Origin of the sequence: Micromonospora sp. NPDC049374 (genome assembly GCF_040677165.1) — a bacterium.
In the GTDB taxonomy this organism is placed as follows: Bacteria; Actinomycetota; Actinomycetes; order Mycobacteriales; family Micromonosporaceae; genus Micromonospora.
This window is the reverse complement of record NZ_JBFAQH010000012.1, coordinates 65,673-85,870: the sequence shown is the minus strand read 5'-3', so window position 1 is coordinate 85,870 and position 20,198 is coordinate 65,673. Positions and strand designations below refer to the sequence as shown.

The window sequence follows — 20,198 nt, the reverse complement described above, 5'->3', positions numbered from 1 at the left end:
GCCGGGCTAGCTGACAGAATTGCCGGCATGTCCGACGTTCCCGTCCGCCCCCGCGTCTTCTCCGGCATCCAGCCGACGGCCGATTCGTTCCATCTCGGCAACTACCTCGGGGCGGTGCGGCACTGGGTGGCGTTGCAGGAGTCGCACGACGCGTTCTACTGCGTGGTCGACCTGCACGCCATCACCGCCGGGCACGACCCGAAGGTGCTGCACCAGCGTTCCCGGGTGGCCGCCGCGCAGCTGCTCGCGGTCGGTCTGGACCCGGAACGCTGCACCCTGTTCGTGCAGTCCCAGGTGCCCGAGCACGCCCAGCTGGCGTGGGTACTCGGCTGCATCACCGGGTTCGGCGAGGCCAGCCGGATGACCCAGTTCAAGGACAAGTCGCAGAAGCAGGGCAACGAGCGGGCCAGCGTCGGCCTGTTCACCTACCCGATCCTGCAGGCCGCCGACATCCTGCTCTACCAGGCCAACGCCGTACCGGTCGGTGAGGACCAGCGCCAGCACCTGGAGCTTTCCCGTGACCTGGCACAGCGGTTCAACTCGCTGTTCGGCCGGACCTTCACGGTCCCGGCGCCGCACATCGTGAAGGCCACCGCGAAGATCACCGACCTACAGGACCCGACCGCCAAGATGTCGAAGTCGTCCTCGTCGCCGGGCGGGATCGTCGATCTGCTCGAGGACCCGGCGCGTTCGGCGAAGAAGATCCGCTCGGCGGTCACCGACACCGGCCGGGAGATCGTCTTCGACGAGGTCACCAAGCCGGGGGTCTCCAACCTGCTCACCATCTTCTCGGCGTTGAGCGGGCGGGGCATCGACGACCTGGTCGCGGCGTACGACGGTAAGGGCTACGGCGACCTGAAGAAGGACCTCGCCGAGGTGGTCCGGGAATTCGTCAGCCCCATTCAGGAGCGCACCCGTTCTTATCTCGACGATCCCGCCCAGTTGGACAAGCTCCTCGCCGCCGGCGCGGAGAAGGCCCGCGCGGTGGCGGCGCCGACGCTGCGTACCGCGTACGAGCGGGTGGGTTTCTTCCCACCGGCGCGCGGCGAGTGACCGCCCGAGCGAGGGCGGCGGTGCGGGCAGGGGTCGATGGCCGGAGGGGTGGCGTGCAGCGTGGATCAGGGGACCGGGGCGCCGGCGGTCGGTGACAGCGTCCAGATCGGCATCGCGGTTGACATCCCGGAGCCGTGGGGCAGCCTGCTGACCCGGCGTCGGGTGGAGGCCGGTGACCCGAACGCGGTGCCGGCCCACGTCACCCTGCTCGGGCCGACCGAGATCCCGGTGACCGCGTTGCCGGCCGTGGAGCGGCACCTCGCCCGGGTCGCCGCCGCTCACCTGCCATTCAGCCTGCATCTGCGCGGCACCGGCACCTTCCGGCCGGTGACCCAGGTGGTCTTCGTCGCGGTCGCCGCCGGCATCAGCGAGTGCGAACTGCTCGCCGCCGCGATCAATGCTGCCCCGCAGCTACGCCGGGAGCTTCGGTTTCCCTACCATCCGCATGTGACGGTCGCCCAGGACGTCGCGCCGGAGGCGCTGGACAAGGCGTACGAGGACCTGGCGGACTTCTCCGCGATGTTCGAGGTGGACCACTTCACGCTCTTCTCGCACAGCGGACAGGCGCGGTGGCAGCCACGCCGGGACTTCCGGCTGGGCGGCTGACCGTCCGGCCGGCACGTCGGGTACCTCTGACGCGGCGACGACGGATCGGTGAGGATGACGACGTGAACCTTCTGGGTCGGGTCGAGGCGGTCGTCGACCGCCGGCTGGCTGCCGCGCGCCGCCGCTCCCGGGTCTTCGGTCACCTGTGGCGTGCCGGGGTGCTCTACACCGACCTCCAGGGTGGCCGGCTGGCCGCCGCGATCGCCTACTACGGCTTCTTCGCGGTCTTCGCCCTGGCCCTGGTCGCGTACGCGATCTTCGGCGCGGTCCTGGAGGACAACGACGAGGTGAGCGAGGCGGCGGAGGAGTTCCTCGGCGAGAATCTGCCGTTCCTCGATCCGACCCAGGTCGCCGACAGCAGCGGCACCGCCGGGGTGGTCGGTCTGTTGATCCTGGTGTTGACCGGGATCGGGTGGGTGGAGGCGATCCGTTCCTCGCAACGGCTGATCCACGGGCTCAATCAGCATCCGGGCAACCTGGTCGTGCGCCGTCTTGTCGATCTGGGTGTGCTGCTTGTCGTCTTCGTGCTCCTCGGCCTCTCGGTAGCGGCCGTGGACGCGTTGGAGACGCTGCTGCGGTTCCTGCTGCGCAGCACCGGCTCGTTCGCGCTCACCACGGTCAGTGCGCTGCTCAGCGTGTTGGTCAACGCGGTACTGGCCACGCTGCTGCTGGTCGCGGTCCCTCGGGTACGGATGAGCCGGTCCCGGCTGCGGCCGGTGGTGCTGATCGTCGCGGTCGGCATCACCCTGCTCAACACCGTCGGCCGGTTCTGGGTGGGCCGGGTCGAACACAACCCCGCGTACACGGTGGTGGCCACCGCCGTCGGGCTGCTGGTCTACCTCTACCTGCTCAACCAGCTGGTGCTCTTCGGCGCCGCGCTGGCGGCGACGAGCCGGCGCGGGCGGACGGTGGACCTGGCCGGTCGGCGCCCGCCGGTCGACCTCGACCTGGACACCGATCCCGGGACGCCGGGCGGCGCGGGTTGAGCCGCTGATCCCGCCTGCCGCACGTTCCGCCGAACCCACCCCCACCTGCCCGGACACCGACGAAGATGGGGTCGTGGGGGCACTCGTGACGTTGGACCTGCCGGCCGGCTCGCCGATGCTGGAGCTGCCGTGGATCATCACCTTCGGTCCGCTCAGTGACGCCGACGAGTGGGAGCCGGTGGTGTGCGGCCCGTACGAGCGACCGCACGCGTTGGCATTGGCCGAGGCGGTGGTCGCCGAGGAACAGCTGATGGCGGTGGTGGAACCGCTGGTGCCGGCGGTGTCGGTGGAGCAGATCCGGGGGGAGATCGCCGCCGCGCAGTTCGCCGCGCAGGACGAGGTGGCGCGGGTGGACCAGGCCGACCTCTACGGCGACTACGAGGACACCATCGACGAGGAGGAGTTGGAGGCGGCCGAGCACGACCGGGCAGCCGGCCCGCTGCCGGCGCCGGACGTCGCCGAACTGCGTGCCGGGTTCGCCCGGATCGCGGCCCAGCTCACCAGTGGCTGATCCGGTCGATCGGCGGCCGTGGCCGGAACCCAGGTGCCGGTGCCCCGAGGGGATCGCCCCAGGGGCACCGGCACCGTCGCACCCCCCACCACAAGGGGTCGTGCCCAGCCGCCCGGCGGCGCGCAGCACGCCGGACGGCCGAGTCGGTGACGGGGCTTACCCGCTCAGCACCGCTCGAACCACACCGCCGCGTCGACGGGCAGCAGGTGGCCGCCGTCGCGTTCGGTGAGCGTCGCGCTGGCGACGAGCGGCGTGCCGTACCCGTCGATCACCACGGGTGCGTCACTGATGTTGACCACGCAGGTGAGCACGGTGTCGCCGGCCTCGCGTTGGAAGGCGAGCACCCCGGGGCCGGTCTCCAGCCAGGTGATGTCGCCGAGGCCGGCCAGCGCCGGATGGGTGTGGCGGATCCGCAGTGCCGCGCGGTACAGCTCCAGAGTGGAACCGGGCGTGCCGGTCTGCGCGGCCACCGAGAGGGCACGCCAGGTCGTCGGGGCCGGCAGCCAGCTCAGCTCACTGCCGGCCGGTCCGAAGCCGTACGGCGCCAGTTCGCCGCTCCACGGGATCGGCACCCGGCAGCCGTCCCGGCTCTCGCCGGTGCGCAGGAAGGCCGGGTCCTGACGCAGCTCGTCGGGCAGGTCGAGCACCTCGGGCAGGCCCAGTTCCTCACCCTGGTAGAGGTAGGCGCAGCCGGGCAGGGCGAGCATCAGTAGCGCGGCGGCCCGGGCCCGGCGCAGCCCGATCTCGCCGTCGCCGTAGCGGGTGACGTGCCGTTGCCGGTCGTGGTTGGACAGCACCCAGGTGGTCGGGGCGCCGACGATTGTGGATTCGGCAAGCGCCGTGTCGATCACCTTGCGGAACGAGTCGGCCGACCAGGTGGCGTCGAGGAAGTCGAAGCTGAAAGCCTGGTGCAGCTCGTCCGGGCCGATGTAGCGGGCCAGCCGCTGCGGTGTCTCGGCCCACGCCTCGGCGACGGCCATCCGGCCGCCGGGGTAGCTGTCCAGGATGGGCCGCCAGGCGCGGTAGATGTCGTGCACCTCGTCCTGGTCGAAGTAGGGCAGCCGGCCCTTGCCGAGCAGCTCAGACTGCCGGCGGCCGGTGGTCATCGAGTTGAAACCGACGTCCGGCAGTCCGTCGGCCTTGATCATGCCGTGGGCCACGTCGATCCGGAATCCGTCGACGCCACGGTCCAGCCAGAAGCGGAGGATGTCCTCGAATTCGGTGCGTACCTCGGGGTGCCGCCAGTTCAGGTCGGGCTGGGCGGGGTCGAACAGGTGCAGGTACCACTGGCCGTCGGGGACCCGGGTCCAGGCCGGGCCGCCGAAGATGCTCTCCCAGTCGTTGGGGGGCTGCTCGCCGTTGTCGCCCTTGCCGTCGGCGAAGAGGTAGCGCGCCCGTTCGGGTGAGCCGGGGGCGGCGGCCAGTGCCGCGGTGAACCAGGGGTGCTTGTCGGAGGTGTGGTTCGGCACGATGTCGACGATGATCCGCAGGCCAAGCGCGTGGGCGTCGGTGATCATCGCCTCGAAGTCGGCGAGGTTGCCGAACATCGGGTCCACGTCGCGGTAGTCGGCGACGTCGTAGCCACCGTCGACCATGGGCGAGGTGTAGAAGGGGGTCAGCCAGAGCGCGTCGACCCCCAGCGTGCGCAGGTAGGGCAGGCGTTCGCGGATGCCCTGGAGGTCACCGATGCCGTCGCCGTCGGAGTCGGCGAAGCTGCGGACGTAGACCTGGTAGACGACGGCGGAGCGCCACCAGTCGGCGTCGGAGGTCAGCGGCGAGGGGGTGCTGACGGTCATCGGGTGTTCCCCGTTCTGTGGCGCGGGACGGCGGCCACCCGGCGTTGGCGAGGTGGGGACGCACGGGTGTCTGAGAAGAATGCCGCGCCAGCTCTGCAAGAGTCAAGCATTTCTTGCGCAAGAAGGGTCGGTGATGCTCCTGCTGCGGGCTACGTCACGCCGTATCGGTCATGCCGGAACCGCGAGTGCGGGTGGTGCCGGCCGTTGCCGGCCCGGGCCACCGCTCGGAGCGGACGCGGCGTCCTGCCGTGCCACCGCCGTGGACCCACGCACCACCAGCTCCGGCCGGAACAGGTACTCCGAGTGCGGGGCGCCGTGTCCGTTGATCTCGTCGACCAGTGCCCGTACCGCGGCCACCGCCATCGCGGCCACCGGTTGCCGCATGGTGGTCAGCGGCGGATCGGTGAAGGCCATCAGCGGCGAGTCGTCGTAGCCGACCACCGAGAGGTCCTCCGGTACGGACATGCCCCGCTGCCGGGCGGCCCGGATGGCACCGAGTGCCATCAGGTCGGAGCCGCAGACGATGCCGGTGGCGCCGCGCTCGATCAACCGACCGGCCGCCGCCTCGCCACCCTCGACGCCGAACAGCGACAGCTCGGTCAGCTCGGCCAACTCGTCCTCGTCGACACCGGCGAGGCGCTCCATCGCCGCCTTGTAGCCGCTGACCTTGCGCTGTACCGGTACGAAGCGGTCGGGGCCGGTGATCAGGCCGATCCGCCGGTGGCCCAGGGCCACCAGGTGGGCCACGGCCAGCTCGGCGGCCTCCCGGTCGTCACAGGAGACGAAGGGCGCCGGGATACCCGGCGCGTACCCGTTGATCATCACGATCGGCAGCGGGCGGGCGAGCAGGGTCCGGTACCGGTCGTGGTCGGCGGCGGTGTCGGCGTGCAGGCCGGAAACGAAGACGATCCCGGAGACCTGCCGGTCCAGCAGCATCTCGACGTACTCGTCCTCGCGTACGCCGCCGGGGGTCTGGGTGCACAGCACTGGGGTGTAGCCGGTGGGGGCCAGGGCCGACTCGATGATCTGGGCGAACGCCGGGAAGATCGGATTGTCCAGCTCCGGGACCACCAGGCCGACCAGTCCGGCGCTGCGCTTGCGCAGCCGGGCGGGGCGCTCGTACCCGAGCACGTCGAGGGCGGTCAGGACGGCCTGCCGGGTCTCGGGTGCCACGCCGGGGCGGTCGTTGAGCACCCGCGACACCGTGGCCTCGCTGACGTCGGCCTGCTGGGCGATGTCGGACAGGCGAGCGCGCATGGCGGCACTGTAGCTCACCGCCAAGTTCTTGCGCATTAGCCGGCAAGAACTTGCAGGATCGAGCAGCGGGCGTCGGGAGCGTGCCCACGATCCCTGCCCGGGCCGGCCACTACCGGAACGAAGAGTGTGCCTTCGGTGTGCGCTGGGTGACTGTGGTTGGGAGTTCGGTCACCGCAGATGGGCGCAAAATGCCCAGAGAGCGACACTTGTCGGCTGTCGAAGTTGCGGATGGGGCACGGTTGTTGCAGGGGTGTTCGCAAGGGGTTTCTAGTTACGAAAGTTCTTGCTACTGTCCCCGCCGTTACCCGGCAGGCAACTTAGGAGCGAACATGCGCCGCACAGCCAGGGGAATCGCCGTACTCGCCGCTGCCACTCTCGCCCTTTCCGTCGCCGCATGCGGCGGGGAGGACGACAAGGCGGGCGAGGAGCAGCCGGCGGTCGACCCCGCTTCCCTCACCGCAGAACTGACCTGGTGGGACACCTCGGATCCGAAGAACGAGGGTCCGGCGTTCCAGGAGTTGATCGCCAAGTTCAACCAGACCTACCCGAATGTCAAGATCAACTACCAGTCGGTCCCGTTCGGTGAGGCGCAGAACAAGTTCAAGACCGCCGCGCAGGCCAGGACCGGCGCCCCGGACATCCTGCGGGCCGAGGTCGCCTGGGTGCCCGAGTTCGCCTCGCTGGGCTACCTGTACGCGCTGGACGGCTCCGAGCTGCTCGCCGACGAGTCCGACTTCCTGGAGACCCCGCTCGCCTCCAACAAGTTCGACGGCAAGACCTACGGCGTTCCCCAGGTCACCGACAGCCTGGCCCTGATGTACAACAAGGAGCTGCTGAGCCAGGCCGGCATCAGTGCGCCCCCGAAGACCTGGGCCGAGCTGAAGACCGCGGCGCAGACCGTCAAGGAGAAGACCGACGCCGAGGGTGTCTACATCAACCCGGCCGGCTACTTCCTACTGCCCTTCATGTACGGCGAGGGTGGCGACCTGGTCGACACCGCGAGCAAGAAGATCGTCATCAACTCGGAGCAGAACGCGGCCGGACTGGCGATCGCCAAGGACCTGATCGACAGCGGTGCGGCCGCCAAGCCGTCCGCCAACGACGCCTACGGCACCATGATGACCCTCTTCAAGGAGAAGAAGGTCGCCATGATCATCAACGGGCCGTGGGAGGTCAACAACGTCCAGCAGGCGCCGGGCTTCGGCGGCCTGGAGAACCTGGGCATCGCACCGGTGCCGGGTGGCTCGGCCAAGGCCGGTGGCCCGGTCGGCGGCCACAACTACGTGATCTGGTCCGGCATGCCGCAGGAGAAGGTCGACGCCGCCGTCGCGTTCGTCAAGTTCATGAGCTCCGCCGAGTCGCAGGCGTTCCTGTCGGAGAAGCTGGGCCTGCTGCCGACCCGCACCTCGGCGTACGACCTCGACGCGGTCAAGAACAACGCGACCGTCGCCGCGTTCCAGCCGGTCGTGGAGGCCGGGGTGGGCCGCCCGTGGATCCCCGAGGCCGGTCAGTTCTTCGGCCCGCTCGACCAGATGGCCACCGAGGTCCTGATCCAGAACAAGGACCCGAAGGCCGCGCTGGACACCGTCGCGAAGAAGTACAAGGCCGAGGTCGTCCCCTCCTACGAGAACTGACCTCACCGCCGGCTCCGGCCGGTGACCTCTCGGCACCCGGCAGGGTCGCGTGACCGTACCCGGTCACGGGGCCCTGCCGGACCTCCCCTCCTGGAGCGCAGCTGATGACCACCGTGACAGCCGACCCGGCGCCGCCCTCGACGCCGTCCGGCCGATCCGCTCGTCCCTCCCGGCTGCGTCGCAGCTGGGAGAAGCACTGGTACGCCTGGGCGATGGTGCTGCCCGTCGTCATCGTCCTGGCGGTTCTGATCTTCTACCCGCTGTTCCGCGGGATCTGGCTCTCCTTCACCAACCTCAACGAGGCGAACCAGGTCGCCGAGATCTGCACCAAGTCGATCACCGGGAGCGAGGTCTGTGCCGACAACCCGAACAAGTGGGAGTTCGTCGGGCTGGACAACTACGTCCGGGTGCTCACCGGTGAGGTGGGCGAGTTCTGGCAGTGGACCGGCACCACGCTGATCTGGACCTTCGTCTGCGTGGCCTTCCACTTCGGCCTCGGCCTCGGCCTGGCCACCATGCTCAACCGCCCGATGCGGTTCCGGGGTCTCTACCGGGTGCTGCTCGTGCTGCCCTGGGCGGTGCCGGCCTTCGTCAGCGCGTTCGCCTGGAAGTTCATCTTCAACGAGCGCTTCGGCCTGGCCAACGCGCTGCTCACCGCGGTCGGCATCGACCCGGTGTCCTGGTTCGCCGACCGGTGGACGGCGCTGCTCACCGCCATCGTCACCAACATCTGGCTCGGCGTGCCGTTCATGATGGTGGCGCTGCTCGGTGGCATGCAGACCATCCCGTCGGAGTTGTACGAGGCGGCCGAGATCGACGGCGCCTCCGCCTGGCAGCGGTTCAAGAACATCACCCTGCCCGGCCTGCGGCCGGTAAGCATGACCGTGATCCTGCTCGGCACCATCTGGACGTTCAACATGTTCCCGATCATCTTCCTGGTGACCGAGGGGCAGCCGGCCGGGCAGAGCGAGATCCTGGTGACCGGTGCCTACCGGGCCGCCTTCGAGGGCATCCGTAACTACTCGCTGGCCTCGACCTACGGCGTACTGATCCTGTCCATCCTGCTGGTGTTCTCGGTGTTCTACCGGCGGGCGCTGCGCAAGCAAGGCGAGGTGTGGTGACATGAGCCAGGTGACGTCGCCACCGCCGGCGGCCCCGGCGGCGGCAGGCCCGGCGTTGGCCGGCATCCGCGCGGCGAAACGGCCCGGACGCGGCGGGCGCAGCCGGGTGCGGTCCGTCCTGCTGCACGGCACCCTGATGCTGGCCTCGTTGATCGCGATCGGCCCGATCGTCTGGGTGCTGCTCTCCTCGCTGAAGCCCGGGTACGCGATCCAGAGCAGCGAGCTGACCCTGTTCCGGGACACCACGCTGGCCAACTACAGCTACGTGCTGACCGAGACGAGCTTCCCCAGGTGGTTCCTGAACTCGGTGATCGTCGCGGCCTTCACCATGAGCATCGGCATCTTCCTGTCGGCCACCACCGGGTACGCGGTGTCCCGGTTCAACTTTCCGGGCCGTCGGCCGCTGATGATGGTCTTCCTGGTCACCCAGATGTTCCCGGTGGCCATCCTGATCGTCCCGATCTACACGATCATGGCCCGGCTGGGGCTGATCAACACGATGCCTGCGCTGATCATCGCGTACCTGACCATCGCGGTGCCGTTCTGCGCCTGGATGTTGAAGGGCTACTTCGACTCCATCCCGACCTCGCTGGACGAGGCGGCGGCGCTGGACGGGGCTGGCCCGTTCGCCACGTTCTGGCGGGTGGTGCTGCCGCTGGCCCGCCCGGCCGTGGCGGTCACCGCCTTCTACACCTTCCTCACCGCGTGGGGTGAGGTGGCGTACGCGTCGGCCTTCATCCAGACCGACAACAAGTTCACCCTCGCGTACGGGCTCCAGCAGTTCGTGCCGCAGTTCAATCCGCAGTGGGAGTACCTGACCGCCGCGGCCGTGCTGGTCACCCTGCCGGCCGGACTGGTCTTCTTCTTCGCCCAGAAGCACCTGGTCTCCGGCCTGACCGCCGGCGGCACGAAGGGCTGATCAGCCGGGGCGCGGGCGGGCGCCGTCAACTGCGCCCGCCCGCGTCGACGGTGGTGGTCAGCGTTGCCGGCCGAACAGGACGCGGACGCCGGAGAGGTAGGTCGCCACATCGGGGCCGCCGGTGATGATGCGTTGCAGGAACCAGCCCGGCAAGAGGCCGAACAGGGCCGCGGCCACGGCCGCCGGGTCGGCGTCGGCGGGTAGCTCGCCGGCTTCCTGTGCCCTTCTGACCAGCACCTCGAAGTGGCCGCGAAGCTTGGTGTACCTGCTCGCTGCGAACTCGCCCAGTGCCGGGTCCCGTTGCGCCTCGCCCCACACCTGGATCGCGATCCGCAGCATCCCCTCGTCGCCGGCCTGGTTCTCCATGTAGGCCAGCGCGTACTCCAGCGCCTTGTCCAGGGGTAGCGGTGGATCCTGCCGGGCCAACTCGTCGAGGACCTGTTCGGCGCCGCCGATGGTCTCCTCGGCGATGGCGCTGATCAGGGACGCCTTGCTCGGGAAGTAGCGGTAGACCGCGCCGACCGAGAGCCCGGCCTCGGCGATCACGTCCTGCATCGTCGTGCGGTGGAAACCCTCGCGCAGGAAGCAACGGCGCGCCGCGTCGACGATCTGGCGGCGGCGGGCGGCGAGGTGTTCCTCCGAGACACGTGGCACGGGTTACATCGTAGAACGAGCGTTCGTTCTTGACAGGAATCGATGAGCGGGAGGAGCCTGGGGTCAATAAAGAACGAGCGTTCGTTTTGGGAGAGTGGAGCGATGTCGACCAGGAACCGGTCACCCCTGCTGCTAGCCGTCCTCGTCGCCGCCCTCGCGGTCACCGGGCAGGCGCTGCTCGTACCCCTGTTCGCGGCTCCGGCGGCGAACCTGGCCCCGCGTGACCTGCCGGTCGCCGTCGCCGGCCCGGCGCCCGCCGTGGCCGAGACGGTCAGGCGGCTCGCCGCCGCGCGTCCCGGAGCCTTCTCGCTGACCACGCTGCCCGACGCGGAGGCGGCCGACCGGGCGCTGCGCGACCGGGAGGTCTACGGCGCGTTCGTGATCGGAGCCGACGGCGTCGCCCTGCACACCGCGTCGGCCGCCAGTCCCACGGTTGCCGCACTGCTCACCGAGGCGGCCGGCCAGTTGGGCGGAGGGCGGCCGGTCGCGGTGGTCGAGATGGTGCCGACCACCCCCGACGATCCCCGGGGTGCGGGGTTCGCCGCCGGTTTCCTGCCCCTGGCAATGACGAGCCTGCTCGCCGGTGCGTTGCTCGTGCTGCTGGTTGCCGGCGGCCTGGCGCGCCTGGTCGGGCTGGCCGCGACCGGCGTACTGGCGGGTCTGGTGGGCGTGGTGGTCCTGCATGGCTGGCTGGGCGTCATCGCCGGGGACTGGCTCGCCGAGGGCGCCGCCATCGGCCTGTTCGCCCTGGCCGCGTCGGCCGTCGTGGCCGGCCTCGGCGCGCTCCTCGGACGACCCGGCATCGGGCTGGGCGCGCTGCTGGTCTTCCTGATCGGCAACCCGCTCTCCGCGGTCGGCGCCGCGCCGGAGTTGCTGCCGCAGCCGTGGGGCGCGCTCGGCCAGTGGCTGCCGGTGGGCGCCGGCGGCACACTGCTGCGCTCGGTCGCGTTCTTCGACGGCGCCGGCGCCGGTCGCCCGATCGTCGTGCTGGCCGGCTACGCGGTGGTCGGGCTGGCGTTGGTGCTGGTGGCCTCCCGGATTCACCCGGATGCCTCTACTACGAACCGTCGTTGATAGGGCAGGATGGGTCGGGTGGAAGCACTTCGACTCATCCTCCTCTACGTCCATCTGATCGGGTTCGCGTTGCTGCTCGGCGGCGCGATCGCGCAGTATCTCAGTGGCAAGATCCGGATCAACGCCGCCATGCTGTGGGGTTCGGTGATCCAGTTGCTGACCGGCATCGGCCTGAGCGCGCCACTGCGCGACGGCGACGAGCCGGCACCCGCGAAGCTTGTGACAAAGCTGGTGCTCGCCCTGCTGATCTTCGTCATGGTCTTCTTCTCCCGTAAGCGGGCCGAGGTCAACCGGGGGCACTTCCTCGCCGTCGTGGGATTGACCCTGCTCAACGCGGCCGTGGCGGTCTTCTGGCGATAGCCGGCGACCACCGCGCCGAGCGGGGAAAAAAGGGGCTTTTCCGACGCGAGTGCGCCCGCCTGCCGGCACCCTGAGTGATGTGCCCCACCCAAGCATTACGTAGGGGTAACAGGGCTCCAACAGTCCTGCACGATTGTCGGTCGGCAGGTGGGCGCGGGCGTACGCTCTGCTCCCGTAACGTGGGACGCCGGCGGCAAGGCGCAGGCCGGCTCAAGGGCTGCCACCGCGTACCACGCGGTGTGCAATGGGAAGGAGACGTCTTGCGCTCGGTGCGTGGGATGCGGATCGCCTCGATCATCGCGGCGGGTGGGCTCGTACTGAGCGCCGCCGCCTGTGGCGAGGCTCCGGATGAGGACAACAACGCCGGCTCCGGCGGCGAGAAGTACACCGCCTGTATGGTCACCGACGTCGGCGGCATCGACGACAAGTCGTTCAACGCCTCCGCCTGGAAGGGCCTGGAGGACGCGAAGGCGGAGAACGACAACATCGACATCAAGTACGTCGCCTCCAAGGCCGAGGCGGACTACGAGCCGAACCTGACCCAGTACGTCAACCAGGACTGCAACTTCATCCTGGCGGTCGGTGGCCTGATGGGCGACGCGACCAAGGCGATCGCTGAGGCGAACCCGGACCAGCAGTTCGGCATCGTCGACGCCGACCCGGGCGTTTCCAACGTCTACCCGATGCAGTTCGACACCGCCCAGGCCGGCTTCCTGGCCGGCTACGTCGCCGCCGGCATGACCGAGAGCGGCAAGGTCGGCACCTACGGCGGCCTGAAGATCCCGCCGGTGACCATCTTCATGGACGGCTACGCCGACGGGGTCGCCTACTACAACGAGGCCAAGGGCAAGAACGTCCAGGTCCTCGGGTGGAACAAGGAGACCCAGAACGGCTCCTTCACCAACGACTTCGTCAAGCAGGACGAGGGCAAGAAGGTAAGCGACGCGCTTGTCGCCCAGGGCGCGGACATCATCATGCCGGTGGCCGGCGGCGCCGGCCTCGGCACCACCGGTGCGGCCCAGGCCTCGGGTGGCAAGTACAACACCATCTGGGTGGACGTCGACGGCTGTGAGAGCACCCCGAACTGCCCGGCGATCATCACCACCGTGGTGAAGAACATCCCGGGCGCGGTCAAGGAGGCCGTGCTCAAGGCCGCTGGTGGCGAGCAGCTCCAGGCGGACCCGGGCTTCATCGGCACCCTGGCCAACGACGGCGTTTCGATCGCCCCGTACCACGACTTCGACAGCAAGGTCCCGGCCGAGCTGAAGGCCGAGGTCGACAAGCTGAAGGCGGACATCGCCGCCGGCACCGTCAAGGTCGAGTCGGCCGCCCAGCCGAAGTGACCCATCGCCGGCCGCCCCCGGTGAGACGATCACCGGGGGCGGCCGGCGAGCAGAGCCACACCTGATCCGGCCGCTGCGGCACGGGGGAGACCCGCCGTGCCGCAGCGGCCGGTCCGCGCCACCGGTCCGGCCGACGCCGGGCCCGCTCGCCAGCAGCTACGCTGCACCATCGCTTCGCACTCCAGGAGGTTGCGCTGAGACTCGAACTGCGCGGCATCACCAAGCGGTTCGGTGATCTGGTCGCCAACGACCACATCGACCTGACGGTGGAGCCTGGAGAGATCCACGCCCTGCTCGGCGAGAACGGCGCGGGCAAGTCGACCCTGATGAACGTGTTGTACGGGCTCTACCAGCCCGACGAGGGCGAGATCCTGGTCGACGGCAAGCCGCTGAGGCTGCGCGGCCCCTCCGACGCGATCGCGGCCGGCATCGGCATGGTGCACCAGCACTTCATGCTGGTGCCCGTCTTCACCGTCACCGAGAACATCATGCTCGGCGCCGAGCAGGTGCGCGGCGGCATCACCGGGTTCCTGGACCGGCGCCGCGCCCGACGCGAGGTCGCCGAGGTCTCCGAGCGGTACAACCTGCGGGTCGACCCGGACGCGGTGATCGAGGACCTGCCGGTCGGCGTCCAGCAGCGGGTGGAGATCGTCAAGGCGCTCACCCGGGACGTCGACCTGCTCATCCTGGACGAGCCAACCGCCGTGCTCACCCCGCAGGAAACCGAGGAACTGCTCACCGTGATGCGGTCGCTCAAGGCGGCCGGCAAGTCGATCGTCTTCATCACCCACAAGCTCGGCGAGGTCAAGGCGATCGCCGACCGGATCACGGTGATCCGGCGCGGGAAGACCGTGGGTACGGCCTCGCCCGAGGCCAGCCGGGACGAGTTGGCCGCGCTGATGGTCGGCCGCACCGTCCGGCTCACCGTGGACAAGACCCCGGCCACCCCGGGCGAGCCCGTCCTGGAGCTTTCCGGCCTGGTCGTCGACGACGACCGTCAGGTCCGGGCCGTGGACGGCGTCGACCTGACCGTACGCGCGGGCGAGGTGCTCGGTGTCGCGGGTGTGCAGGGCAACGGACAGACCGAGCTGATCGAAGCGATCATGGGGCTGCGCCCGGTGCTCGCCGGCACGATCACTTTGGCCGGGCAGCGGGTCGACGGCTGGTCGACCAAGAAGGTGCTCCGGGCGGGCGTCGGCTACGTGCCGGAGGACCGCAGCGTCGACGGCCTGGTCAAGGAGTTCACCGTCGCCGAGAACCTGGTGCTGGACATGTACGACCGGCCGCCCTTCGGCCGGGGCCTGTCCCTGCGGCCGGACGAGATCAACAGGTCGGCGCGGGAACGGATCGAGCAGTTCGACGTACGTACCTCGTCGGCCGATGCGCCGGTCGGCACCCTCTCCGGCGGCAACCAGCAGAAGGTGATCGTGGCTCGGGAGCTGTCCCGACCGCTGAAGCTGTTCATCGCCGCCCAGCCGACCCGGGGGGTGGACGTCGGCTCGATCGAGTTCATCCACAGCCGGGTCGTCCACGAGCGCGACGCCGGCACCGCCGTGCTTGTGGTCTCCAGCGAACTCGACGAGGTGATCGGGCTGGCCGACCGGATCGCGGTGATGTATCGCGGGCGGATCATCGGCGTGGTGGGGCCGGACACCCCCCGCGAGGAGATCGGCCTGCTGATGGCCGGCATCACCCCGGACGCGACGGGTGGTTCCCCGCAGGACGGGTCCGCGCCGACCGCGACCACCGACCCGGACGTGGTGGCCACCACCGACGCGGACGTCGTGTCCGACACCGGTACCCCGGCAACCACCGACCGGGACGTGGCCGCCACCACCGACGGCGTGGCACCTGCCCCCGAGGGTCCAGGTAGCGAGGACGAGAAGGACCGATGAGCGAGCGAACCATCAGGCACGGCGGCCCTGCGGCGGCACGGAGCGGAGCGGAGTTGCCGGCATGAGTGACCCCAACGCCCAGCCGGGTTCCCCGGACAAGGAACCGGCGAGTGAGGACCAGGCCACCCGGACCGCGCTCGGCAACACCGAACGCGCCGAGGCGGCCACCACACCCGGCGGGCCCGGGCAGCGCCCCACGCTGGGGCGGCTCTTCCTGGAGAACCTGTGGGCCGCCAACACCTTCACGGTGACCCTGCTGTCGCTGGTCCTGGCGATGGTCGTCGGCGCCGTCCTGATGATCATTTCCGACCCGAAGGTGCTGGCCACCTACAGCTACATCACCGCCCGCCCGTCGGACGCGATAAACGCCAGTTGGACACTTGTCAGTGAGGCGTACGCGAACCTGTTCAAGGGTTCGGTCTTCGACCCGGCCGCGAACAGCTTCAACGCGGCGTTGAGCCCCATCTCGGAGACCCTCACCTACACCGCACCGCTGGTCTTCACCGGTCTGTCGGTGGCCCTGGCGTTCCGCGGCGGCCTGTTCAACATCGGCGCGCAGGGACAGGCGACGATGGGCGTCATCCTGGCCGCGCTGGCCGGCTTCCTGCTGCCGCTGCCGCCCGGGCTGCACCTGCTGGTCGCCGTCCTGGCCGGCGCGATCGGCGGGGCCATCTGGGGCTTCATCCCGGGCATCCTCAAGGCGCGGACCGGCGCCCACGAGGTGATCAACACGATCATGCTCAACTACATCGCGGTCTACTTCCTCACCTGGCTGATCGTGCAGAACGGGGTGCAGGACCCGAACCGCACCGACGCGATCAGCCGGCCGGTGGACGCCTCCGCCCAACTGCCGCGACTCTTCGGTGACGGGCTGCGCGCCCACGCCGGCATCATCCTGGCCGTGCTGGCCACCTGGGCGGTCGCCTGGCTGCTCAACCGCTCCACGCTCGGCTTCGAGCTGCGGGCGGTGGGCGCCAACCCGGACGCCGCCCGCACCGCCGGCATCAGCGTCACCCGGACGTACGTGCTGATCATGGTCTTCGCCGGGGCGCTGGCCGGCCTCGGCGGCTCGCAGATGGTGCTCGGCACCACCGCCGCAGCCCTGACCCCCCTGGTGGTCGCCCAGATCGGCTTCGACGGCATCCTGGTCGCCCTGCTCGGTCGGGTGAAACCGTGGGGCGTGGCGCTGGCCGCGCTGCTGTTCGGCGCGTTGCAGGCCGGCGGCAACCGGATGCAGTCGTACTCGGGGATCTCGCTGGAGTTGGTCACCGTGCTCCAGGCCCTGATCGTCATCTTCATCGCCGCGCCGGCACTGGTGAAGGCGATCTTCCAGCTCCGGGCCGCGCGGGCCGCCCGGTTGCAGACGAGCCTCGCGAAGGGCTGGTGAGGCATGTCCACCACGGCTGTTCCCGACGTCGCGGTCGCGGCGGTCGACGAGGGCTTCTGGACCCGTAACCGCAAGGTCGGCCTGGTGCTGCTGGCCCTCGGCCTGCTGGCGACCGTGCTGTTCGGCGCGCTCGCCACCGGCGAGCAGGCCCGCTTCACGCTCAGCGAGGACGCCGCCGGCGCCGCGCTGGAGGTCGACGGCACCGTCGGCGCGATCGTCTTCGGCGTGATCGCGCTCGCCGCCGGTGGCGCGATGCTCGCCGGCCTGCCGAAGCGCTGGTTCGTCCCGGTACTCGCCGTCGGCCTGGTCGCCTTCGTGCTGTCGTTCCTGTGCTGGCAGGTCTCCGCTGCACCGACCGGGCAGAACTTCATGCCGCTGGTAAACATCGTGCGGGGCACCTTTCTGCTCGCCCTGCCGCTGATCTTCGGCGCGCTGGCCGGCGTGCTCTGTGAGCGCTCCGGCGTGGTAAACGTCGCCATCGAGGGGCAACTGCTGATGGGCGCCTTCAGCGGCGCGCTGTTCGGCAGCATCTCGGGCAGCGTCTGGGTGGGACTCATCGCCGCCGCCATCGGCGGATCGCTCATCTCGCTGCTGCTGGCCGTGTTCAGCATCCGCTACCTGGTCGACCAGGTGGTCATGGGCATCGTGCTGAACCTGCTGGCGGTCGGCATCACCGGCTTCCTCTACGAGCGGCTGATGCAGACCGACGCCGCCCGCTACAACAGCGCACCGCGGTTCAGCAACTGGGAGATCCCGCTGCTGTCGGACATCCCGCTGCTTGGGCCGGCACTGTTCCGGGGCAACATCTTCCTCTACCTCGCCCTGCTGCTGGTGCTCGTGATCCACATCGCGCTGTTCCGTACCCGGTGGGGTCTGCGCACCAGGTCGGTCGGTGAGCACCCGACCGCGGCCGACACCCTGGGCGTGCGGGTGCTCGGACTGCGCTACCGCAACGTGATCATGGCCGGTGCGGTCGCCGGCATCGGTGGCGCCTCCTACACGCTGGCGCTCTTCTCGTTCACCAAGAACATGATCGGCGGCAAGGGCTTCATCGCCCTGGCGGCACTGATCTTCGGCCGGTGGAGCCCGACCGGTGCCCTGCTCGCCGCGCTCTTCTTCGGGTTCGCCGACCAGCTGGCCACCTACCTCGGCGCGATCAACAGTGTGATCCCCGGCCAGTTCCTGGCCATGCTGCCCTACCTGGCGACGATCCTGGCCGTGGCCGGGCTGGTCGGTCGGGTACGGGCACCGGCCGCCGACGGCAAGCCGTACATCAAGGGCTGACCCAGGGAGCGGACCATGGAAATCGACTGGGAGCGGCTGCGCGCCGCCGCCACCGAGGTGATGCGGCACGCGTACGTGCCGTACTCGAAGTTTCCGGTCGGTGCCGCGGCGCTTGTCGACGACGGCCGGGTCGTGGTCGGCTGCAACGTCGAGAACGCGGCGTACGGCGTGGTGCTCTGCGCCGAGTGCGGGGTGGTCTCCTCACTGCACGCCACCGGCGGCGGTCGGATCGTCGCGCTGTCCTGCGTCGACGCCACCGGCGAACCGCTGATGCCGTGCGGGCGTTGCCGGCAGTTGCTCTGGGAGCAGGGCGGGCCGGAATGTCTCGTCGAGGCCAAAGGTGGCCCGCTGCGGATGGCCGAACTGCTGCCGCACGCCTTCGACGTGGCCGACATCGAGGCGGTCACCGGGGAGCGGCCGGTGCCGGTGGTACCCGACCGGTTGGCGGCCTGGCGCGGCCGGGGCACCGTCTTCGTGCACCCCGACCTCTCTGCCGGCCAGCAGGTCTGGACGGCCTACTGGGAGCGCTCGGCCGGTGACGACGCGGGCGCCGAGACCGGCGTGCTGGAGGAGGGCCCGAGCTGGGACGACCCGGCGGAGGCGATCGGCTGGGGGTTGGCGCGTACGCCCCGGGTCGTGGTGGTCGACGCGTCCGGCACGATCTTCTGGGCCGGTGAGGGTGAGCCGCCGTCGGAGATCCCGGTTCGCTGGGGTTGATCTTGTCGTTGGTTGCGCTTGGGGCCGGGGCCGACCGTGCGACCGCGGTTGCGGTTGGGGCCGGGGGCCTGCCGTACCCGGCTCCGGGCGGTCAGGCTTGATCCCTCCGCCGGGCACGGCAGGCCCCCGGCCCGTCGTGGTCACCGGCCGCGTGGCGGTGAGGGAAATTTCGTCCCTCGATGGGCACGTTGCGTGAATCTTGCATTGCGGACGACTAGGGAAGATCTTCTGATGAGTGGGTTTGCGGCGGTTGATGTTATTCGGGTGAAGCGGGACGGGGGGGTGTTGTCGGACGGGCAGATCGACTGGGTGGTGGACGCGTACACCCGGGGGGTGGTGGCCGACGAGCAGATGTCGGCGCTGGCCATGGCGATTCTGTTGAACGGGATGACCGGCCCGGAGATCGCCCGCTGGACGGCCGCGATGATCGCCAGCGGCGAACGGCTCGACCTGTCCTCGGTGGCCCGGCCGACCGTCGACAAACACTCGACGGGCGGGGTCGGCGACAAGATCACCCTGCCGCTCACCCCGCTGGTCGCAGCCTGCGGAGCGGCGGTTCCGCAGCTGTCCGGGCGCGGTCTCGGCCACACCGGCGGCACGCTGGACAAGCTGGAGTCGATCCCGGGCTGGCGGGCGGCGCTGAGCAACGAGGAGTTCACCGCCCAGCTGCGTGACGTCGGCGCGGTGATCTGCGCTGCCGGCTCCGGGCTCGCACCGGCCGACCGCAAGCTGTACGCGCTGCGTGACGTCACCGGTACCGTCGAGGCCATTCCGCTGATCGCCAGCTCCATCATGAGCAAGAAGATCGCCGAGGGAACCGGTGCCCTGGTGCTTGACGTGAAGGTGGGCTCCGGCGCGTTCATGAAGTCGGTCGACGATGCCCGGGAACTGGCCCGCACCATGGTGGAACTGGGCGGCGCGCACGGTGTGAAGACCGTAGCCCTGCTCACCGACATGTCCACCCCGCTCGGCCGGGCGATCGGCAACGGCATCGAGGTGACCGAGTCGGTGGAGGTGCTCGCCGGTGGCGGGCCGGCCGACGTGGTGGAACTGACCCTGGCGCTGGCCCGGGAGATGCTCGACGCGGCCGGGCTGCCCGATGCCGACCCCGCTGCCGCTCTTCGCGACGGGCGGGCGATGGACGCCTGGCGGTCGATGATCCTGGCACAGGGCGGCGACCCGGACGCCCCGATGCCCGAGGCGCCCGAGGTCGAGGTGGTCCGCGCCGACACGGACGGTCACGTCGCGACGGTCGACGCGTACGCCATGGGGGTGGCTGCGTGGCGGCTCGGCGCGGGTCGGGCGCGTAAGGAGGACCCGGTCAGCGTGCCGGCCGGGGTGCTGCTGCACAAGCGTCCCGGCGACCCGGTACGCGCCGGAGAACCCCTCTACGAGCTGCGGGCCGAACGGGCGGAGCTGATCCCGGCGGCGTTGGCGGAGGCCGCCCGGGCGGTGACCGTCGCCGCCCGGCCAGCCGCCGCGACGCCGCTGGTGATCGAACGCGTCGAGTGACGAAACCCTGGTCCGGGCCATGGTGTCGGAGCGTGAGGGCCGCTATTCTCGCAGGCCAGGGGGGACCGTCGGCGCCGAGACGTCGTGAT

18 protein-coding genes are annotated in these 20,198 nt (G+C 70.0%); 15 read left to right on the top strand and 3 right to left on the bottom strand.

Annotation, left to right across the window (positions count from 1 at the left end):
• Positions 1 to 27: 27 nt before the first annotated feature.
• The 4 genes from trpS to AB0J93_RS20250 all read left to right on the top strand — a co-directional run bounded on the left by trpS (position 28) and on the right by AB0J93_RS20250 (position 3,156).
• A complete protein-coding gene (gene trpS / locus AB0J93_RS20265; protein ID WP_363923855.1) occupies positions 28 to 1,053 on the top strand; it encodes a tryptophan--tRNA ligase in 1,026 nt (341 codons plus the stop codon).
• Positions 1,054 to 1,089: 36 nt separating this feature from the next.
• Entirely contained in the window at positions 1,090 to 1,659 is a 570-nt protein-coding gene (locus AB0J93_RS20260) for a 2'-5' RNA ligase family protein (RefSeq protein ID WP_363923854.1), read from the top strand.
• 62 nt (positions 1,660 to 1,721) lie between these two features.
• Positions 1,722 to 2,645: a YhjD/YihY/BrkB family envelope integrity protein gene (locus AB0J93_RS20255; protein WP_363923853.1), complete on the top strand. Its 924-nt coding sequence runs from the start codon at positions 1,722 to 1,724 to the stop codon at positions 2,643 to 2,645.
• A 73-nt stretch (positions 2,646 to 2,718) separates the two neighbouring features.
• Positions 2,719 to 3,156, top strand: coding sequence for a hypothetical protein (locus AB0J93_RS20250; RefSeq protein ID WP_363923852.1), 438 nt, complete (start codon positions 2,719 to 2,721; stop codon positions 3,154 to 3,156).
• A 164-nt stretch (positions 3,157 to 3,320) separates the two neighbouring features.
• On the opposite strand, the gene AB0J93_RS20245 is transcribed toward AB0J93_RS20250, so the two are convergent.
• Together AB0J93_RS20245 and AB0J93_RS20240 are read right to left on the bottom strand one after the other, a co-directional pair.
• Positions 3,321 to 4,952, bottom strand: coding sequence for a glycoside hydrolase family 13 protein (locus AB0J93_RS20245; protein ID WP_363923851.1), 1,632 nt, complete (start codon positions 4,950 to 4,952; stop codon positions 3,321 to 3,323).
• Between the two features lie 168 nt (positions 4,953 to 5,120).
• Positions 5,121 to 6,209, bottom strand: a complete 1,089-nt coding sequence (locus AB0J93_RS20240) for a LacI family DNA-binding transcriptional regulator (protein ID WP_357581464.1) — start codon at positions 6,207 to 6,209, stop codon at positions 5,121 to 5,123.
• 329 nt (positions 6,210 to 6,538) lie between these two features.
• On the opposite strand from AB0J93_RS20240, the gene AB0J93_RS20235 reads away from it, so the two are divergent.
• From AB0J93_RS20235 to AB0J93_RS20225, 3 genes are all read left to right on the top strand, one after another.
• Positions 6,539 to 7,843, top strand: a complete 1,305-nt coding sequence (locus AB0J93_RS20235) for an extracellular solute-binding protein (protein ID WP_363923850.1) — start codon at positions 6,539 to 6,541, stop codon at positions 7,841 to 7,843.
• Positions 7,844 to 7,947: 104 nt separating this feature from the next.
• Entirely contained in the window at positions 7,948 to 8,964 is a 1,017-nt protein-coding gene (locus AB0J93_RS20230) for a sugar ABC transporter permease (protein ID WP_363923849.1), read from the top strand.
• Position 8,965: 1 nt separating this feature from the next.
• Complete coding sequence (locus AB0J93_RS20225) at positions 8,966 to 9,883, top strand: sugar ABC transporter permease (protein WP_363923848.1); 918 nt, start codon at positions 8,966 to 8,968, stop codon at positions 9,881 to 9,883.
• A 57-nt stretch (positions 9,884 to 9,940) separates the two neighbouring features.
• Here AB0J93_RS20225 and AB0J93_RS20220 read toward each other — a convergent pair whose 3' ends face one another.
• Positions 9,941 to 10,537: a TetR/AcrR family transcriptional regulator gene (locus tag AB0J93_RS20220; protein WP_363923847.1), complete on the bottom strand. Its 597-nt coding sequence runs from the start codon at positions 10,535 to 10,537 to the stop codon at positions 9,941 to 9,943.
• Positions 10,538 to 10,639: 102 nt separating this feature from the next.
• Between AB0J93_RS20220 and AB0J93_RS20215 the strand changes: the two genes are divergently transcribed.
• The 8 genes from AB0J93_RS20215 to AB0J93_RS20180 all read left to right on the top strand — a co-directional run bounded on the left by AB0J93_RS20215 (position 10,640) and on the right by AB0J93_RS20180 (position 20,109).
• Positions 10,640 to 11,611: a hypothetical protein gene (locus tag AB0J93_RS20215; RefSeq protein WP_363923846.1), complete on the top strand. Its 972-nt coding sequence runs from the start codon at positions 10,640 to 10,642 to the stop codon at positions 11,609 to 11,611.
• 18 nt (positions 11,612 to 11,629) lie between these two features.
• A complete protein-coding gene (locus AB0J93_RS20210; protein ID WP_363923845.1) occupies positions 11,630 to 11,971 on the top strand; it encodes a hypothetical protein in 342 nt (113 codons plus the stop codon).
• 278 nt (positions 11,972 to 12,249) lie between these two features.
• The gene (locus AB0J93_RS20205) at positions 12,250 to 13,314 is read left to right on the top strand and encodes a BMP family ABC transporter substrate-binding protein (protein ID WP_363923987.1); all 1,065 of its coding nucleotides are present in this window, start codon (positions 12,250 to 12,252) and stop codon (positions 13,312 to 13,314) included.
• A gap of 161 nt (positions 13,315 to 13,475) precedes the next feature.
• On the top strand, positions 13,476 to 15,209 hold the full coding sequence (locus AB0J93_RS20200) for an ABC transporter ATP-binding protein (protein ID WP_363923986.1): 1,734 nt from the start codon (positions 13,476 to 13,478) through the stop codon (positions 15,207 to 15,209).
• A 61-nt stretch (positions 15,210 to 15,270) separates the two neighbouring features.
• The gene (locus tag AB0J93_RS20195) at positions 15,271 to 16,596 is read left to right on the top strand and encodes an ABC transporter permease (RefSeq protein ID WP_363923843.1); all 1,326 of its coding nucleotides are present in this window, start codon (positions 15,271 to 15,273) and stop codon (positions 16,594 to 16,596) included.
• 3 nt (positions 16,597 to 16,599) lie between these two features.
• Complete coding sequence (locus AB0J93_RS20190; protein WP_363923842.1) at positions 16,600 to 17,880, top strand: ABC transporter permease; 1,281 nt, start codon at positions 16,600 to 16,602, stop codon at positions 17,878 to 17,880.
• Between the two features lie 15 nt (positions 17,881 to 17,895).
• Positions 17,896 to 18,597: a cytidine deaminase gene (locus tag AB0J93_RS20185; protein WP_363923841.1), complete on the top strand. Its 702-nt coding sequence runs from the start codon at positions 17,896 to 17,898 to the stop codon at positions 18,595 to 18,597.
• Positions 18,598 to 18,828: 231 nt separating this feature from the next.
• Complete coding sequence (locus AB0J93_RS20180) at positions 18,829 to 20,109, top strand: thymidine phosphorylase (RefSeq protein WP_363923840.1); 1,281 nt, start codon at positions 18,829 to 18,831, stop codon at positions 20,107 to 20,109.
• Positions 20,110 to 20,198 lie beyond the last annotated feature (89 nt).

Coding starts and splice junctions, on each gene's coding strand:
- trpS (WP_363923855.1), top strand. CDS start 28: ATGTCCGACGTTCCCGTCCGCCCCCGCGTCTTCTCCGGCATCCAGCCG.
- AB0J93_RS20260 (WP_363923854.1), top strand. CDS start 1,090: ATGGCCGGAGGGGTGGCGTGCAGCGTGGATCAGGGGACCGGGGCGCCG.
- AB0J93_RS20245 (WP_363923851.1), bottom strand. CDS start 4,952: ATGACCGTCAGCACCCCCTCGCCGCTGACCTCCGACGCCGACTGGTGG.
- AB0J93_RS20240 (WP_357581464.1), bottom strand. CDS start 6,209: ATGCGCGCTCGCCTGTCCGACATCGCCCAGCAGGCCGACGTCAGCGAG.
- AB0J93_RS20235 (WP_363923850.1), top strand. CDS start 6,539: ATGCGCCGCACAGCCAGGGGAATCGCCGTACTCGCCGCTGCCACTCTC.
- AB0J93_RS20230 (WP_363923849.1), top strand. CDS start 7,948: ATGACCACCGTGACAGCCGACCCGGCGCCGCCCTCGACGCCGTCCGGC.
- AB0J93_RS20225 (WP_363923848.1), top strand. CDS start 8,966: ATGAGCCAGGTGACGTCGCCACCGCCGGCGGCCCCGGCGGCGGCAGGC.
- AB0J93_RS20215 (WP_363923846.1), top strand. CDS start 10,640: ATGTCGACCAGGAACCGGTCACCCCTGCTGCTAGCCGTCCTCGTCGCC.
- AB0J93_RS20205 (WP_363923987.1), top strand. CDS start 12,250: ATGCGGATCGCCTCGATCATCGCGGCGGGTGGGCTCGTACTGAGCGCC.
- AB0J93_RS20195 (WP_363923843.1), top strand. CDS start 15,271: ATGAGTGACCCCAACGCCCAGCCGGGTTCCCCGGACAAGGAACCGGCG.
- AB0J93_RS20190 (WP_363923842.1), top strand. CDS start 16,600: ATGTCCACCACGGCTGTTCCCGACGTCGCGGTCGCGGCGGTCGACGAG.
- AB0J93_RS20185 (WP_363923841.1), top strand. CDS start 17,896: ATGGAAATCGACTGGGAGCGGCTGCGCGCCGCCGCCACCGAGGTGATG.
- AB0J93_RS20180 (WP_363923840.1), top strand. CDS start 18,829: ATGAGTGGGTTTGCGGCGGTTGATGTTATTCGGGTGAAGCGGGACGGG.